We start from the raw sequence: 16,322 nt of genomic DNA on the forward strand, positions 1-16,322 counted from the left end.
TTACGCAAGCTTATCTATCCGTACGCCATTGACCAGTCGCCTACGCTTTCTATTTAACATACTGGTTGTTTTGTTCAGTTTTCAAAGATCAAATGTTTGTTGTTCCTTAACGCGACAACTTTTATAGTATATCAAGTTATTTCGCGGAAGTCAACAACTTTTTTATACTTTTTATGTTTCGTGCTGTTTGCTTAACAGCGACTTAAATAATATATCACTAACCACTTCATAATGTCAAATGTTTTTTAAAACTTATTCATTTAATCGCTTCTGTGGTTTTTCAATTAGATAAACGGCCGGTCTCTAGGCAACAAAAAAATGAGCCACCTTAGTCGATAGCTCACTATGCTAAAACAAAGATATGAAGTGCTGTTAATGATGCCAAACCAGGGAGTCCTAAAAAACCTGCAATGATAGCCGTGAATACATTGATTGGTATATGCAATCCAATAGAAGCTCCAAATACATTGAAAAAAAATAAAAACAAGACACCAATCACCAATTTAACCGAACCTTGCGCAAGAAATTGCATTGGTTTTAAAGGTGCACCCACAATTAGTAGTAAAGCAATTAATACGATCAAACTTGTTATTACTACGGTTGTATCCACTTTTTCTCCTCCTTCTATTCTTGTCCTATAGCTAAACTATGAAACTAGAAAGAGAAATAGAACATTATTTATCTTTTTGCACTTATTTTACGAATTCGAGCTTCTCTTAATAAGTAAAAATACTTCGTTTCTGCAACTGCCAAATCAAAAAGACCTGTTTCACTTGGTTCTAAACTTCTTTCAAGAATGGATTTTAAATTCATCCATTCTTGTTTTAATAGAAGGATTTCATCAAGAAGCTGTTGATCGACTTGCTTTTTTTTACGAACCTTTGTATTTGATAACATAAAAAAGTCACCTTACTTTATTATAGTTCTCTTCTTCCTTCCATTGCTTTTGAAAGGGTTACTTCATCAGCATACTCTAAGTCTCCTCCCATAGGTAAACCATGAGCAATTCTTGTTGTTCGAATTCCAGAAGGTTTTACTAGGCGCGAGATGTACATGGCAGTGGCTTCTCCTTCTATATTTGGATTGGTTGCTAAAATCAATTCTTGAACTTCTTCGTCCTTTAATCGATTTAATAGACTTGGAACATTTATGTCTTCTGGGCCAATACCATCCATCGGAGAAATAGCACCATGAAGAACATGGTACTTTCCATTAAATTCTTTCATCTTTTCCATAGCAATAACATCTTTTGGATCTTGTACTACACATATAACGGCTTTATCCCTAGATTCATCCTGACAAATAGCACAAGGATCTTGATCAGTAATCTGCCCACAAATAGAGCAGTGTGTGAGCTCTCGTTTGGCATTCACAAGAGACTTTGCAAAATCTAAGACATCATCTTCTTTCATATTAAGAACAAAAAAAGCCAGGCGAACAGCCGTTTTCGGCCCGATTCCTGGCAATTTAGTAAAGCTATCAATCAGCTTTGAAATCGGCTCTGGATAATACATGAAGCATGCCTCCTAGAACATTCCTCCAGGTAAATTTAATCCCTTCGTGAACTGTCCCATTGTGTCATTCGATTTTTCTTCCACTTGTTTCAAAACTTCATTTGTTGCAGCTAAAATAAGATCCTGTAGCATGTCTATATCATCTGGATCTACTACTTCTTCATTAATCTCTATATCGGTAATCTCTTTTTTTCCATTTGCAACAACTTTGACCATACCGCCGCCTGCTGTCGCTTCAAAAGACATTTCTTGTAACTCTTCTTGTGCCTTCATCATATCTTTTTGCATTTTTTGCATTTGTTTCATCATTTTGTTCATATTTCCACCACCACGCATGGAAATCCCTCCTTATTTTTCATATATAATTTTAATCACGTATTTCTAATAAATCATCACCAACTAAATTGCGGGCTTCTTGAATCAATGGATCTTCTTTCGGTGATTGTTCGCTCTCATTCTCTTGATTTCTTTGATTTTTTAAAAAGTCCTCCCTAATTTCCTGCCAATTAACTTCTGGGATAGGAATAATAGAAAGTTGTTTTCCAACCACTTCAGCTAATAATAATTCTATCGTTTGTTTATGGTCCAAAGCAAGTGAACAATGAATTTCGTACTTAAAACCTAATACTAATGCTTGTTCAGATGCAGCTCTAGGTTTACTATCTTGAACCGTCGCATGTGCTGGTGCACTTTTTTTCTTTAAAGCATCCATAAAATTAGCCCATTGGGACTGAACAGATTTCAGTTCAGATTTTGATGCTTCACTTAAAACATGACGAATACGTTCAAATGGTATTTTATAACTATTTTTATTGCTTCTTACTTGTGGTCTTTTTGGTGCATGATTAGGAGTCACTGCTGTTTGGCCCAGACTCTCGGAGCGTTCTTTTAATGTATGTAACTCCTTTTCGAGCTGTTCAATCTTAGTAAACAACGTGTTAAGCTTTGGACTATCTTCCATTTGAGTAGATGAAGATTGCTGCTGATCTGTTATACGAAGCAAGCATATTTCAATAAATACCTTTGGGCTATTGGTCCATTTAATCTCCTGCTGACATTGATTTAATTCAGAAATAGCTTGCTGAATCCATTGTGCATCTAATCGTTTTGCTAACTCCTCAAATGTGTCATTCAACACTGCGCGTTCCAATATATTTCCAAGTTCTGGAGCGCTTTGATACAGTAGTAAATCCCTCAAGTAATAGATTAAATCGAATACGAAACTCCCAGGGTCTTTTCCACCTTGTATCACTTCATCGACAATTCGTAATGCTTGCTGAACATCTTTATCATTCAAAGTTTCTACAACTTGAGTCAACTTTTCTTGTGAAACAGATCCCGTTACTTCCAATACATCGTTCAAGCTTACTTGGTCATCACTATAGGAAATTGCTTGATCCAATAAGCTTAATGCGTCACGCATCCCACCTTCAGCAGAAAGGGCAACTGCCTCTAATGCCTCGGTTGTAATCGATATGCTTTCTGCTTCCGTGATATACTTCATTCTATCAACCATAGATGCCTGTGAAATTCGTTTAAAATCGAATCGTTGACAACGTGAGATTATCGTTAATGGTATCTTATGTGGTTCTGTTGTAGCCAAAATAAAGATAACGTGCTTTGGCGGCTCTTCTAATGTTTTTAATAACGCATTAAATGCGCCAATGGATAGCATGTGAACCTCATCAATAATATATACCTTATACTTAACAGCACTCGGCGCATATTTAACTTTATCTCTAATATCTCTAATTTGCTCGACTCCATTATTTGAAGCAGCATCTATTTCTATGACATCAGAAATCGATCCGTCTTGAATGCCAAGACAAGCAGCACATTTGTTACAAGGTTCTAATACAGGCGATTCTTCACAATTAATTGTTTTGGCAAATATTTTTGCTGCACTTGTTTTACCTGTTCCACGAGGTCCAGAAAACAAATAAGCATGCGAAAATTTTTCCTGCATAACTGCATTTTGTAGCGTGCGCGTTATATGCGATTGTCCTACAACATCGGAAAAGCTTCTTGGCCTCCATACACGATACAGGGCTTGGTAGCTCATTTTTCACGATCCCCTCTTTAAGTTCCCTTTTATTATAACTGAAATGGAACAGTGATGTGAACTATCGAATTAGAAATAACATATGTCGTTAAACTATAATTTCACAGAACCTATTTAAAAGGTATTTACACAGTATATGCATTATGTAAAAAGCCTCTTGTCAAAGATGACAAGAGGCTTGATTGCTATATTTAACACCGTGCACCCAGCTTCGATGAAACAACCTTAAGCGCTACTCAAGTTCATGGCTCGACTCAGGCTTCCCCACGGCACACGAGAAAAACCGCTTACTGCTGCTTCCTTCCGGACCTGACAGGGTTCACGGGCACCCGTTGCGCGGGACCCGAGTGTCAACACCAATTCCTTAAGGCGGACCTTAAAATTGTTCCACCTCAGCAGGGAATTCAGCCTCGCTATAGCGGCTTGCGAGTACAGGGCACCGCTACCTCCCCGCTTAGCACGGCAAATTTGCTAACAATATTTAGTTGCGCTTTTAATAGCGCATAAACAAGTATAACGAGTTTTAATTGAAAATGCAATGGTACAAGCTTGTTAATATTTTCCGATATCACATGAAAAATTATTTATCATTCTTTTCGTTTATTCCGAAGTGTTTGAAAAAAGTGTGTTAAAAGGAGTCCACACTCTTTTTCCAATACTCCTCCTTGTACCTCGGCTCTATGATTAAACCGTGAATCGTCTAATAAATTCAGCAAGGTACCAACACAACCAGCCTTCGGATCATAGGCTCCAAATACAACTCGAGGTATTCTTGCTTGAAGGATTGCTCCAGCACACATCGGGCAAGGTTCCAATGTTACATATAGCGTACAATCCTCTAGTCTCCAGCTTCCAACTTGCTCATTTGCCTTGTCAATTGCAATTAATTCAGCATGGGATGCCGTTGTTTGTAAAGACTCTCTTAAATTAAACGCCGATGCAATGACTTCATCTTTATATACGATTACAGCCCCAATAGGTACTTCGCCAAGCTGCTCTGCTTTTTTTGCTTCTTCCATCGCCAATTTCATGTACATTTGGTCATCCAATTTAAATCACCCCACACTTTTTAAGACAAACTTCAGTTTAACTTACTTTCTATTTTATCAAAAATCATGGCTGTATTCTAAATGATTGTTTCTTTTTTATTATTATAGGATGAGACTAATGCGTAACATAAGATTAATGCGCCAGAGTGATAGCTTCGAATATCGCTGCGGAAATACACTTCGCTTTCCGCGGGCGGCTGGTGAGCCTCCTCGAGCTTTCGCTCTGCGGGGTCTCACCGATGCCATTCCTCCCGCAGGAGTCTACGTGTATTTCCTCCGCTATATAGTAAAGATTTATAAAAGCTTCTTTTCAACATCTTATCTATTGCAATGGGACAAATTCTTATTTAATCAAGAGAACAAATCCGAGCTGTTGAAAATGTCAGACTCTTCTTTTACTTTTGTGATGTTGAATACTTTAGTAGCGTTATATCGCACGCAAGAAATTGGTCTATATTTTCGAAGATTCGACCTGCCTTGTTTTGTAAAAAAAGCGAAGAGAAGCATTCCACGTAATCATGATTCCCAGTACATAAACTTACCATTAATCGTAGTATCCCTTTAAGCGTAGGCAGAATACGTAGACTCCTGCGGGAACAGCACGTGTCCGAAGACCCCGTGGATGCGCCTGCGTCTTCTAGTAACGCTTCGCAGCTTGCTTCCTCGGCGCAAGGGAACAAAGAAGCTTATTCAAGTAGCACCCTGGCTGAGGCCGTACCCGCGGAAAGCGAAGTATTCTGCCGAAGCGATTATTGCACCCGATTCAAAAAGAGTGTATTAAAGCAAATCCTTGCAAGGGTTATTGCGCATTATAGGTCAATTGTGTAGTAAAAAACGAAGAATACGAAAAAGCCAAAATAATAGAACAGCTCCAAAATTAAGCTGGAAATATCTCTACTCTAGTGTATTCACCTTTTTGCTTTTACAACATAGGCTAACTTAGGAAATATTGGCTTATTTATGGAAGGAGGAATTTGTTTTGCAAATACATGTTGTAAAGCAAGGACAATCATTATACTCTATTGCCAATACGTATGGCACAACGATGGATGCAATTGAAACAGCTAATGAATTAGATGCACCAGAAGGATTAGTCGTTGGTCAAACATTAGTAATACCAATTATTGGGGAATTCTATGACGTTCAACCCGGCGATAGCTTATATACAATTAGTCAACGGTTTGGAATATCGGTAGAAGAATTAGCAAGAACTAATAACATCTCTGTGAACCAGCCATTACCAGTTGGAATGCGTTTATATATTCCAGAAGGACCTAAACCTACAATAGAAGTAAATGCTTATGTAGAGCCATTGGGGGGGACAGTTTCTGAGACATTGGAAAATTCAACCCGTAAAAATGCGCCATACCTCACTTATTTAGCTCCTTTTAACTATCGAATTACGAGAACAGGAGAGTTGGTACCTCCACCATTAGATGATTTTGCTTCGATTGCTCAGGAAAATAACGCTACATTAATGCTTGTTGTCACCAATTTAGAAGAAGGAGAGTTTAGTGCAGAGTTAGGTAGAATCATTGTAACGGATGAAGCTGTTCAAAATACGTTATTAAACAATATCATTGCAACCGCTAATGAAATGGGATATCAGGATGTACATTTTGATTTAGAATTTTTACCGCCTGAGAACAAAGAGGATTACAATCAATTTTTAAGGAAAGCAAAAAGACGTTTATCTGCTGAAGGTTTACTTATGTCTACAGCACTTGCACCAAAAACAAGTGCTACTCAAGAAGGCGAATGGTATGAAGCGCACGATTACGCAGCCCACGGTGAAATTGTAGACTTCGTCGTATTAATGACTTATGAGTGGGGCTACAGTGGAGGTCCAGCTATGGCAGTATCTCCAATTGGTCCTGTTCGTGACGTAGTAGAGTACGCCTTAACAGAAATGCCCGCTAATAAAATTATGCTAGGTCAAAATTTATATGGCTATGATTGGACACTTCCTTACGAGCCCGGAGGAGAATACGCGAAAGCACTTAGTCCTCAACAAGCCATTTCCTTAGCAAGAGAACAAAATGTTGCCATTGAATTTGATAATGAAGCACAAGCGCCATTCTTTTTCTATACAGATGCAGAGGGTAATCGGCACGAAGTTTGGTTTGAAGACGCACGGTCTATCCAAGCAAAATTTGACTTGATGAAAGAATTAAATTTACGAGGTATCAGCTATTGGAAGCTAGGGCTTGCTTTCCCTCAAAATTGGGTTCTTCTTGAGGATAACTTTACGATACAAAAACAAGCATAATTAAAGAAAGCCGGGAGCATCATACAATGTATGCTTTCGGCTTTTCGTCATTATAACCTATTCTCGATTATCCATTTTCTCTGTATTTATTTTGCAACTTATGAAAAACATAAGAAAAAAGCAGGAAAATGGAGGGATAGAACTTGGAACAATCTAGAACTTCGAGAAATAAACAGTCAAATAGGTGGAAACGAAATATTAAATATGTACTTCTTTTCCTGCTCATCATCTTTATTAGTGTTGGTTCTTATTTAATATATGAAGTGTATACAGCTGCAAATAAGTCCTATCAAGAACTCGAGCGAGCTGACAACAAATCTGATTTACGAAAAGAAGCAATTACCTTTAGCGATGATCCAATCTCGATGTTATTAATTGGCGTTGAAAATTACTCAACAGGTGGCAAAGATGGACGAGCAGACACACAAATTGTTGTAACACTTAACCCAGAAACAAAAAAAGTGACAATGACTTCCATTCCTAGAGACACCCGAGTGAAAATTGATGAAATAGAAGCGTACAGTGGATATCACAAAATTAATGCAGCATATTCGTTTGGGTCTCTCTCTGGCTATGGTGGAAGCAAATTAACTGTGGAAAAGGTTGAAGAGCTATTAAACATACCGATTGATAAATATGTTGCTGTCGATTTTGATGGATTTCGGGATATTATTGATACGTTAGGCGGGGTTACCGTAGATGTAAAAGAAGGTTTCTGGGAAGAAAATATTTATCAAAATAACGAACGCATCTATTTTGAAGAAGGACCTACACATTTAAATGGAGAGGAAGCACTGGCCTTCGTTCGGATGAGAAGGCTTGCTGTTAATTACACATACCCAAGAGAGGAAAGACAAAGACAATTAATTAGAGCTGCGATTAAAGAAACGATTTCAGCAGGAACTATTTTTAAAGCAAATGAAATTTCTACGATCCTTGGTAAAAATATAGAAACTAATTTAAAGCCTAAGGAAATTTATCATTTAGAAAGAAGCTATTCGTCCATTGGAGAAGATGAGATGGAAACCATTCACATTGAAGGAACTAACCAGAGGGTAGAAGGTTTATCTTTCTTTATTCCAAATGAAGATAATCTAAATGATGTTTCTGAACAATTAAAGCAACAGCTAGAATTAACGAACCCACAAAAATCTATCCCGACAATCGAGGAGAAATTTGACCAGATTTATAAGGAGGTAAATCAATCGTGAATGTAGATATGCAATTCATTTTTAATTGTTTTCTATTAGTTGTTGCTGGAATACTTCTTCTCCGAATTGCTGGAAGAAAATCGATATCACAAATGACGTTGGCACAAACCGTCATTATGATTTCGATCGGTTCTATTATCATTCAACCAATAATCGAAACAAGTGTTGTTCGAACCTTGATTGCGACCACTCTTTTTGTCCTCACCCTTATTATAGTGGAATGGCTCCAATTAAAGTTCAATGTTATTGAAAAATTAGTAACGGGAAAATCAAAAATATTAATTGAAAATGGACAGCTACAAACACAGCAATTAAAAAAACATCGAATAACCGTAGATCAGCTTGAAATGTTCATTCGCCAACAAGGAATTAATCAATTGTCTGATATTAAAACTGCAACATTAGAACCCAATGGTCAGCTTGGATATGAATTAAAGGAAGATGCTCGACCTCTTACGATTGGTGAATTTAAAAAAATGATGAATCCAAGCATGCTGAATTCATCGTATTTACCTATATATCCGAATAATGATAACCAAAAACAGCAAGACCAATTATTTGATGAGCTAAAATATCAAAATAATTCAAAACATGATGATTATTTGCATTAGAGGATTAAAGTACTGTTAAAGCTATACCAAATAAGCGTTTTCCTTTCTAAAAATACTAGATACCAGCGACTGAAACGCTGGTATCTTTTATTACTTATTCTTCTAACGTAGAAGTGTCGCCAGTAGGTAACCCTAATTCCCAAGATTTTAATAAACGTCTCATGATTTTACCACTTCTAGTTTTTGGTATCGTTTTGGTAACTTCAATTTCACGTGGAGCTGCATGAGCACTTAAACCTTTTTTAACAAACAATCGAATTTCTTCTAATAAATCATCTGAATTCTTATAGCCTTCATTTAGTGTAATAAACGCTTTAATAATTTCTCCACGCTCGGGATCTGGTTTTCCAATTACCCCCGCCTCAGCTACTGCTGGATGCTCAATTAATTTACTTTCTACTTCAAATGGACCAACACGTTCTCCAGAAGTATTGATGACATCATCTAGTCTTCCTTGGAACCAGAAATAACCATCCTCATCTTTATAAGCGCTATCCCCTGAAACATACCAATCATTAATAAAATAGCTTTCATATTTACCTGGATTCTTCCAAATCGCTCGCATCATCGATGGCCAACCTTTTTTAAGTGCAAGGTTTCCCATTTGGTTAGGTGGTAATTCATTTCCCTCATTATCAATAATGGCTGCTTCAACACCTGGAAGTGGTTTCCCCATGGAACCAGGTCGAATATCCATAACCGGATAATTAACAATCATCATCGCACCAGTTTCCGTCATCCACCATGTATCATGAATACGTAAACCTAATGCATTAACTCCCCAAGTAATCACCTCTGGATTCAACGGTTCTCCTACACTCATGACGTGTCTTAGTGACGATAAATCATAGTTTTTAACAATTTTTTCACCTGCACTTACTAGCTTTCGGAAGGCAGTAGGAGCTGAATACCAAACAGTGACGTTATTTTTATCGATTGTTTCATACCATGATTCGGGTGTAAATCGACCACCGCGGATGACATTGGTCACACCGTGTAACCATGGGGCAAAGATACCGTAACTTGTTCCTGTTACCCAACCAGGATCGGCCGTACACCAATAAATGTCATCCTCCTTTAGATCAATAACCCAATCTCCCGTTGCATAATGCTGAATCATAGCGTTATGGACATGATAGACACCTTTAGGCTTCCCGGTTGAACCTGATGTGTAATGAAGTAACATACCGTCTTCTAAATCTACCCATTCGATATCAAAATGGATAGATGCTTTTTCCATCTCGACATAATAATCTACATATCTATCGGATTGTTTATCTGAATCCCCAACCAATACCACTTTCTTAAGATTTGGTAATTCGTCTTCAGGAACTCTCTCTAATAACTCTGGTGTTGTGATTAATACGCTCGCTTCACTATCCTCCAAACGATCGCGGACCGCTTGCTCCATAAACGCTTCAAATAGTGGTCCAGCAATCGCGCCAACCTTCAGGATCCCAAAGAAAGAAGCATAGAATTCCGGACTCCTTGGCATAAACAAGAAAACTCGATCACCTTTCTGCACACCTTGGTCCTTCAATATGTTAGCAAATTGATTACTCTTATTTTTTAATTGTTCAAAAGTCAATCTTTCTTCTCGATCAGGAGCAGAGTAAAGCAATGCAACTTGATCTTTTTTATCTGGGTTTTCTGCATGACGGTCAATTGTTTCATACGCAATATTGACTTTACCCGTTTGATGCCAACTGAAATTCTTTTTTACTTCTTCCCAACTGAAATTTTCTCGCTTCTTTTCATAATTAGGAAGGTTATGGTTTCCTTCTCTTGCTGGAATTGGCTGCATATCCATCAAATCACCTCTTCGTAAATTTTTGCAAACGGTTTCAAATAACCTTAGAACCTAATACATCTTATGAGAGCATCATAGATAGTATTTTAAATTTTATAAATATTCCATCATTACCCCATATTTTAGACGATTTTGATCAAAAATGAAAGGAAAAAACATTGTTTAACTTGAATTCATTCCCTTTTAATAACACTCTTTTGAAAAATATCCTAGTTTCGAGATAAAGTTGTTGACGTCTCATATTTACTAATATATACTAACTTACATAAAGTAACTTAATTATCAAAAATAACAAAATTAATGGAGGTATTTTAGATGGCTAAAACAAAGTTAGTTGTTGATCCAGCACATAGTAGTATTGATTTCTCTGTAAAACACATGATGGTAACAAAAGTAAAAGGAACTTTCCATGAGTTTGATACAGCGATTGAAGCAGATCCAGAAGATTTAACAACAGCAGATATTGAATTTAATATCGATTTAGCTAGTGTTGATACTGGTAGCGAAGATCGTGATAATCATCTTAAATCAGCTGATTTCTTTGATGTTGAAAACAATCCAAAAATGACTTTTAAAACAACAAATATCGTCAAAGCTTCAGATGATGAATACAATGTAACTGGTGATTTAACCATTAAAGATGTAACAAAATCAGAAACGTTCAAAGTTGTATTCGAAGGTCAAGGGCAAGATCCTTGGGGAAATCAAGTATATGGTTTTACAGGAGAAGGGAAAATCAATCGTGAAGACTATGGTCTAACATGGAACGCTGCTCTAGAAACTGGTGGAGTATTAGTAGGCCAAGATGTAAAAATCTCAATGGACTTCCAACTAAAACAAGACGCATAAAAAAAAGCATGAGCCTTTAGCTCATGCTTTTTTTATGAAACAGTATCTTAAGCTTCATCATAAGAATTTAATGCATTAACACTATGTGCAATAGCAGACCCTGCTTTTAATGCAGTTGCTACAAAAATGCTTTCTGCTAATTCTTCTTTCGTTACTCCTTGTTTTTTTGCACCTTTCGTATGTACATCAATACAGTAAGGACAACCAGTAGTATGAGCTACAGCAATTGCTACTAACTCCTTTTCCTTTGCCGTTAAAGCGCCATCTTTCATTGATTGCTGGTCAAAATCGATAAATGCTTTGAAGTTTTCTCCAGAAATATCAGCAAACTCTTTAATTCGATTAAAATATTCCGCTTTATACAATTCTTCATCCTGATTTTCATCATATGTATTCAGTGCATTCACTCCATGAGCAATTGCTGACCCTGCTTTTAGTGCAGTTGCTACAAAAATACTTTCAGATAATTGTTCCTTTGAAACTCCTGCTTTCTTCGCATTACCAACATGTAAATCAATACAGTAAGGACAGCCTGTTGTATGTGCCACAGCCACAGCTATCGTTTCTTTTAATGCATGTGACAACTTTCCATCTGCTACAGCTGAATCATTAAATGCCATAAATGTTTTAAATTGTTCTGGTGCTAAATCTGAAAGCTCTGGAAGTCTAGAAAAGTATGACTTTTGGTATAAACTACTCAAATTTCCCCACTCCTTTTTTCTTAATAATTAAAATAATACATAAATACCCAGTAAATTTAAACCACTTTGCTTCATTTTGTATTCATCATTAGAAAAAAGAGGAGCAAAAAATTTCATATTTTTCACTTTCTGACAAACACTAAAAAAAGATTTGACTCATTGTGAAGAGGTGACGATGTGTTTCCTTTATTTAAGAAAAGTGAAAACAAAGAAAACAAGCAACAAACCAACGTAGACAAAGTTTCCATATATAAAGATATAAAGAAAAATGAACAATATACGAAACAATTATTTTCGTCTGATATAAATAAAGATTTTACCTTTCGAACTGTAACAGCAAAATATTGTGATAAACAGGTAGATATGTTCTTTTACTCTTCTATTGTCAATAACGAAAAAATATATAAGGGAATTGTGCGGCCACTATTAGAAGCAGATGGAAAAACAATTACAGATGTCATTACAATTGAGAGCCTAACGGAAATCAAGGATTTCGATACGGTTGTTAACCAAATCAATAGTGGGAAAGCTGTTATTTTTATTGATGATGAAGATACGGCATATTCCGTTAATGTCGCTGACTTCCAAGCACGTACTGTGCAAAAGCCAGAAAACGAACGGGTTGTCAGAGGACCAAAGGAAGCATTCACAGAAGGTTTAGGGACAAATGTTTCCCTTATTAGAAAAAGATTTCATAACCGAAATTTAATTGCAGAAACAGCTTTAGTCGGGGAGCGATCCCAATTAGAAGTTAGTCTAATGTATGTAAATGACCTAGTAGATAAAGATATTTTAAAAAATGTTAAAGATCGATTAGAAAACTTATCTGTTGATAACATATCAAATGTCGAATTACTGGAACAATATTTGGAGGAACGACCTTATTCCCTTTTTCCTACTATTTTATATACAGAAAGACCAGATTACGCTGCCCAGTTTATTGAGGATGGTTATATTGTACTGCTAATGGATAACTCATCAGCTGCACTGATTTTACCTGCAACGTTTTGGTCTTTTTTCCATTCACCGGAGGATCGATATTCTCGTTTCCTTTTCGGTAATTTCACAAGAATCCTTCGCATGACAGCCTTTGCGATTACGATTCTTAGCTCTGCAACTTATATCGCAATAACAAATTTTCATAGTGAGATGATTCCACCTGACTTATTATTGGCAATTACAAACTCAAGGGAGCGAATACCTCTCCCATTGTTTATTGAAGTTATTATTATGGAAATTGCCTTTGAATTAATTCGCGAGGCTGGTATACGTGTACCAAATCCACTCGGTCCTACCATTGGTATTGTTGGTGCACTTATTCTCGGTCAGGCAGCGGTAGAAGCAGGGATCATTAGTCCAATTATTGTCATTGTTGCAGCATTATCAGGTCTTACTTCCTTTGCCATTTCAAATACTAGTTTGAATACTGCTGTGAGAATTTCTAGGTTTTTATTTATTTTCTCCGCTTCCTTTTTTGGTATGTTTAGTCTTGTTGGCGCACTTTTTCTTTGGGTAATATACATGGCTTCCATAAAATCCTTTGGTGTACCTTATTTTTCACCTTTATCTCCGTCATTTAAATCGAGTGGAGATATGTACTTTAGAAACATAATCAAGCACGAAATGTGGAGACCTGGACAGATTAAACCGAACAATCTTCAAAAGAAGAATATTCCTAATAAAGGTGATTCTAAACCATGAAAAAAACAAGGTTAAAAGGTAGAGAAATAATTGCCATTGTTCTTTTAATCATTGGCTTTAAACTTGCAGATACAACACCTGCCCAATACGCACAGGAAGGGAAAAATGCTTTTTGGTTAATGCCGATTGTCTCTTTGTTAGTCATGCTACCTTCCTTCTTATTGCTTATGTATTTATTAAAGAAATATAAGGACAAAAATCTAATCCAACTAATCTTTTCCATTTTAGGGAAAAAAGTTGGGGTGTTCATGGGATTCATTATCTTCTTGCTTTCTTATCTATTATTAATCCTAAGTGCAAGAAATTACACCAATCAAATAACGATGCTATATTTTCCAGAATCGCCTACCACAGTCATTATGTTTTTATTTTTAACGGTGATTTTTTTTGGAGCGAAAAGAGGACTACAAGCAATCGGTACGGCAACCTACATTACACTTCCATATCTTAAGCTATCTATTTTAGTACTAGCTGCTGCCATTATTCCAAAAGTAGTATGGCTTCGTATCTTTCCTATATTTGGGGATGGATTAGGGACTATTTTACTAGAAGGAGCGAAAAGAGGTTCTATTTTCTTTGATTTATTTATTCTTACGATTGCATACACAGCAATAACTAGTAATAAATCCTTCGCAAAAGGGATTTATTTTGGTGGTGCCATTGCTTTTATGGAAATTATATTTTTCTTTTTGTTATATACAACCCTATTTGATTATAAATCGATTGATAAGATCGCCTTTCCCTTTCATGATGTCACACAATATGTGAATTTTGGAGAATTTTTCACAAACGTCGAAACATTTTTTATGGTGTTTTGGCTCGGTGCAGCTTTCCTACGATTTGTAATTCTGATTTATTTTGGTAGTTGGCTATTAGGGGAAACATTACAGCTAGATGAATTTGAACCACTTATTTTCCCATTAACGCTTTTTGTTTTTCCATTTAGTATGATTGTGGAAAATACAATTACGAATGAATTAATTTTTCGTAATTATCTTTTAAGCATTACTACTCCTGTATTGATTATATTTCCAATTATTTTGTGGATCGTGGCAAAATCGAAGGGAGCGCTAACGAAATGAAAAAACAATATTATTTATTTTTCATTGCTTCTCTCCTATTTGTGCTCACTGGCTGCTATGACCGAATTGAATTGGAACAGCAAGCCTATGTTATTGCGATCGGTATTGATTTAACGGACAAAGAAGAAGAAAAGGGTGTCTTTAAATTTACATATCAAATCGCAAATCCAGAAGTAGGAACAACTGCCTCTGGCGGTGGAGCGGATGAACCTGCTAGAGAGACGGTTACATTAAAAGGCTCTGATTTAATGTCGGCAACGACAACAGCTAATGCATTTGTCTCGAAAGAATTAAAGCTGGATCACACAAAAGTAATTGTTATATCGGAAGAATTTGCACGTACTGGCGAATTTCTCCGTGTCTTACAGACAGCCGGACGTACGACTCAACTAAGAGGAGGCGTTCAAATTCTTGTATCCAAAGAGAATGCGAAGGATTTTTTGAATAACAACAAACCAATCATGGAGAAGAGACCACATAAATATTATCAACTCATGCTTAACCGTGCAACAGAAGTAGGCATTATTCCTGATGCAAATATTCATCGTTTTTTCCAAATTACGGAAGGAGATGCTGACTTATATCTCGCACCTTATGCTACGACGGAAATAGAGGAACCGAAAGAATATGAAGGAGAAGAAAACTTTATTGCTGGTAACGTCCCACAAGAAGGAGGAAGTCAATCGCAATTTATGGGATCTGCTGTTTTTAAAGAAGGACAGATGATTGACATTCTGAACGGGGCAGAAACAAGAGTCGCAGCAACGCTTGATAATACGGTAGAGTTAACGAGTGTTTTTTCAACTTATCAGGATCCGATAAAGCCAGAGTACCAAATAGCTGGCTCGTTTATAAAAAAGCAAAATACGTCAGTTGAGATTGACTACAAAAAAAATGGGACGACTACAATTGATGTAAAGGTTCCATTCCAAATGGAGATTTTTGCAATTCCGTCACTCGTTAATTATTCACAAAATATGAAAAATCAAGATCTACTAAAAAAATCGATTGAAGAGCAATTAACTAGCTTTGCAGAGGATTTAATTAAAAAATCACAAGAGGAATATGGATCAGATCCATTTTACTGGTCGTTATACGTACGAGACCATTTTAAAACGATCAAGGAATATGAAGATGCAGATTGGAATAAAAAAATCTTTCCGAATGCAGATATTAACATCACTTATGAATTGGAAAGATTAGAATTTGGAAAAATGATAAACGATACCAATTTAAATGAGGTGAGGGATTAAATGTCTGTAATTATTATTGCCATCGTATCCATATATGCTGTACTTTACTGTTTTGCTTATGCAAGAGCTTATATTATAAACGGTAATAAACTTGCTGGTTCTGTTTATGCAATCATGGTTGTTATCGCTATGGCAACGCCGTTTGTTTATTTTTTTGGTAGGTAAACATGGGGAAAAATTAATCAATAACAGCAAAAGAAGAACAATCGG

Annotated in this window: 16 protein-coding genes and 1 other RNA gene; 8 read left to right on the top strand and 9 right to left on the bottom strand. The window is 36.4% G+C overall.

The features are described 5' to 3' along the window. Positions 1–343 precede the first annotated feature (343 nt). From JOC48_RS14675 to tadA, 7 genes are all read right to left on the bottom strand, one after another. A complete protein-coding gene (locus tag JOC48_RS14675; RefSeq protein ID WP_204500906.1) occupies positions 344–610 on the bottom strand; it encodes a pro-sigmaK processing inhibitor BofA family protein in 267 nt (88 codons plus the stop codon). Between the two features lie 68 nt (positions 611–678). Continuing rightward, a complete protein-coding gene (locus JOC48_RS14680; RefSeq protein ID WP_204500908.1) occupies positions 679–897 on the bottom strand; it encodes a YaaL family protein in 219 nt (72 codons plus the stop codon). 20 nt (positions 898–917) lie between these two features. Continuing rightward, a complete protein-coding gene (gene recR, locus JOC48_RS14685) occupies positions 918–1,514 on the bottom strand; it encodes a recombination mediator RecR (RefSeq protein ID WP_204500910.1) in 597 nt (198 codons plus the stop codon). A 12-nt stretch (positions 1,515–1,526) separates the two neighbouring features. Continuing rightward, positions 1,527–1,850 carry a YbaB/EbfC family nucleoid-associated protein gene (locus JOC48_RS14690; RefSeq protein WP_204500912.1) on the bottom strand — a complete coding sequence of 108 codons (324 nt, stop codon included), beginning with the start codon at positions 1,848–1,850 and terminating at the stop codon, positions 1,527–1,529. Between the two features lie 31 nt (positions 1,851–1,881). After that, positions 1,882–3,576 (bottom strand): DNA polymerase III subunit gamma/tau, encoded by a 1,695-nt coding sequence (gene dnaX, locus JOC48_RS14695; RefSeq protein ID WP_204500915.1) that lies wholly within the window; start codon positions 3,574–3,576, stop codon positions 1,882–1,884. A gap of 197 nt (positions 3,577–3,773) precedes the next feature. After that, positions 3,774–4,039, bottom strand: an RNA gene (ffs, locus tag JOC48_RS14700) — signal recognition particle sRNA large type. 124 nt (positions 4,040–4,163) lie between these two features. After that, positions 4,164–4,625 carry a tRNA adenosine(34) deaminase TadA gene (tadA, locus tag JOC48_RS14705; protein WP_204500916.1) on the bottom strand — a complete coding sequence of 154 codons (462 nt, stop codon included), beginning with the start codon at positions 4,623–4,625 and terminating at the stop codon, positions 4,164–4,166. A gap of 979 nt (positions 4,626–5,604) precedes the next feature. Between tadA and JOC48_RS14710 the strand changes: the two genes are divergently transcribed. From JOC48_RS14710 to JOC48_RS14720, 3 genes are all read left to right on the top strand, one after another. Beyond that, positions 5,605–6,894: a glycoside hydrolase family 18 protein gene (locus JOC48_RS14710; protein ID WP_204500918.1), complete on the top strand. Its 1,290-nt coding sequence runs from the start codon at positions 5,605–5,607 to the stop codon at positions 6,892–6,894. Positions 6,895–7,037: 143 nt separating this feature from the next. Continuing rightward, on the top strand, positions 7,038–8,105 hold the full coding sequence (locus JOC48_RS14715; protein ID WP_204500921.1) for an LCP family protein: 1,068 nt from the start codon (positions 7,038–7,040) through the stop codon (positions 8,103–8,105). Then, complete coding sequence (locus JOC48_RS14720) at positions 8,102–8,716, top strand: DUF421 domain-containing protein (RefSeq protein ID WP_420829223.1); 615 nt, start codon at positions 8,102–8,104, stop codon at positions 8,714–8,716. Before JOC48_RS14715 ends, JOC48_RS14720 begins: the two co-directional genes overlap by 4 nt. 94 nt (positions 8,717–8,810) lie before the next feature. Here JOC48_RS14720 and acsA read toward each other — a convergent pair whose 3' ends face one another. Beyond that, the gene (gene acsA / locus JOC48_RS14725; protein WP_204500923.1) at positions 8,811–10,526 is read right to left on the bottom strand and encodes an acetate--CoA ligase; all 1,716 of its coding nucleotides are present in this window, start codon (positions 10,524–10,526) and stop codon (positions 8,811–8,813) included. A gap of 315 nt (positions 10,527–10,841) precedes the next feature. Between acsA and JOC48_RS14730 the strand changes: the two genes are divergently transcribed. Then, positions 10,842–11,375, top strand: a complete 534-nt coding sequence (locus JOC48_RS14730) for a YceI family protein (protein WP_204500925.1) — start codon at positions 10,842–10,844, stop codon at positions 11,373–11,375. A 47-nt stretch (positions 11,376–11,422) separates the two neighbouring features. Here JOC48_RS14730 and JOC48_RS14735 read toward each other — a convergent pair whose 3' ends face one another. After that, positions 11,423–12,076, bottom strand: a complete 654-nt coding sequence (locus tag JOC48_RS14735; protein WP_204500928.1) for a carboxymuconolactone decarboxylase family protein — start codon at positions 12,074–12,076, stop codon at positions 11,423–11,425. A gap of 177 nt (positions 12,077–12,253) precedes the next feature. On the opposite strand from JOC48_RS14735, the gene JOC48_RS14740 reads away from it, so the two are divergent. From JOC48_RS14740 to JOC48_RS14755, 4 genes are read left to right on the top strand one after another with little or no spacing between them, the layout of a single operon-like run. Next, positions 12,254–13,777 carry a spore germination protein gene (locus JOC48_RS14740; protein WP_338024328.1) on the top strand — a complete coding sequence of 508 codons (1,524 nt, stop codon included), beginning with the start codon at positions 12,254–12,256 and terminating at the stop codon, positions 13,775–13,777. Beyond that, complete coding sequence (locus tag JOC48_RS14745) at positions 13,774–14,859, top strand: GerAB/ArcD/ProY family transporter (protein ID WP_204500930.1); 1,086 nt, start codon at positions 13,774–13,776, stop codon at positions 14,857–14,859. The genes JOC48_RS14740 and JOC48_RS14745 overlap by 4 nt, the downstream gene beginning before the upstream one ends. Next, positions 14,856–16,112, top strand: coding sequence for a Ger(x)C family spore germination protein (locus JOC48_RS14750; RefSeq protein WP_204500933.1), 1,257 nt, complete (start codon positions 14,856–14,858; stop codon positions 16,110–16,112). Before JOC48_RS14745 ends, JOC48_RS14750 begins: the two co-directional genes overlap by 4 nt. Further along, complete coding sequence (locus JOC48_RS14755; protein WP_204500935.1) at positions 16,113–16,277, top strand: hypothetical protein; 165 nt, start codon at positions 16,113–16,115, stop codon at positions 16,275–16,277. The last annotated feature ends 45 nt before the right edge of the window (positions 16,278–16,322 follow it).

Source organism: Aquibacillus albus (assembly GCF_016908325.1).
Lineage (GTDB): Bacteria > Bacillota > Bacilli > Bacillales > Amphibacillaceae > Aquibacillus_A > Aquibacillus_A albus.

Coding starts and splice junctions, on each gene's coding strand:
- JOC48_RS14755 (WP_204500935.1), top strand. CDS start 16,113: ATGTCTGTAATTATTATTGCCATCGTATCCATATATGCTGTACTTTAC.
- recR (WP_204500910.1), bottom strand. CDS start 1,514: ATGTATTATCCAGAGCCGATTTCAAAGCTGATTGATAGCTTTACTAAA.
- JOC48_RS14730 (WP_204500925.1), top strand. CDS start 10,842: ATGGCTAAAACAAAGTTAGTTGTTGATCCAGCACATAGTAGTATTGAT.
- JOC48_RS14680 (WP_204500908.1), bottom strand. CDS start 897: ATGTTATCAAATACAAAGGTTCGTAAAAAAAAGCAAGTCGATCAACAG.
- JOC48_RS14745 (WP_204500930.1), top strand. CDS start 13,774: ATGAAAAAAACAAGGTTAAAAGGTAGAGAAATAATTGCCATTGTTCTT.
- dnaX (WP_204500915.1), bottom strand. CDS start 3,576: ATGAGCTACCAAGCCCTGTATCGTGTATGGAGGCCAAGAAGCTTTTCC.
- JOC48_RS14690 (WP_204500912.1), bottom strand. CDS start 1,850: ATGCGTGGTGGTGGAAATATGAACAAAATGATGAAACAAATGCAAAAA.
- acsA (WP_204500923.1), bottom strand. CDS start 10,526: ATGGATATGCAGCCAATTCCAGCAAGAGAAGGAAACCATAACCTTCCT.
- JOC48_RS14750 (WP_204500933.1), top strand. CDS start 14,856: ATGAAAAAACAATATTATTTATTTTTCATTGCTTCTCTCCTATTTGTG.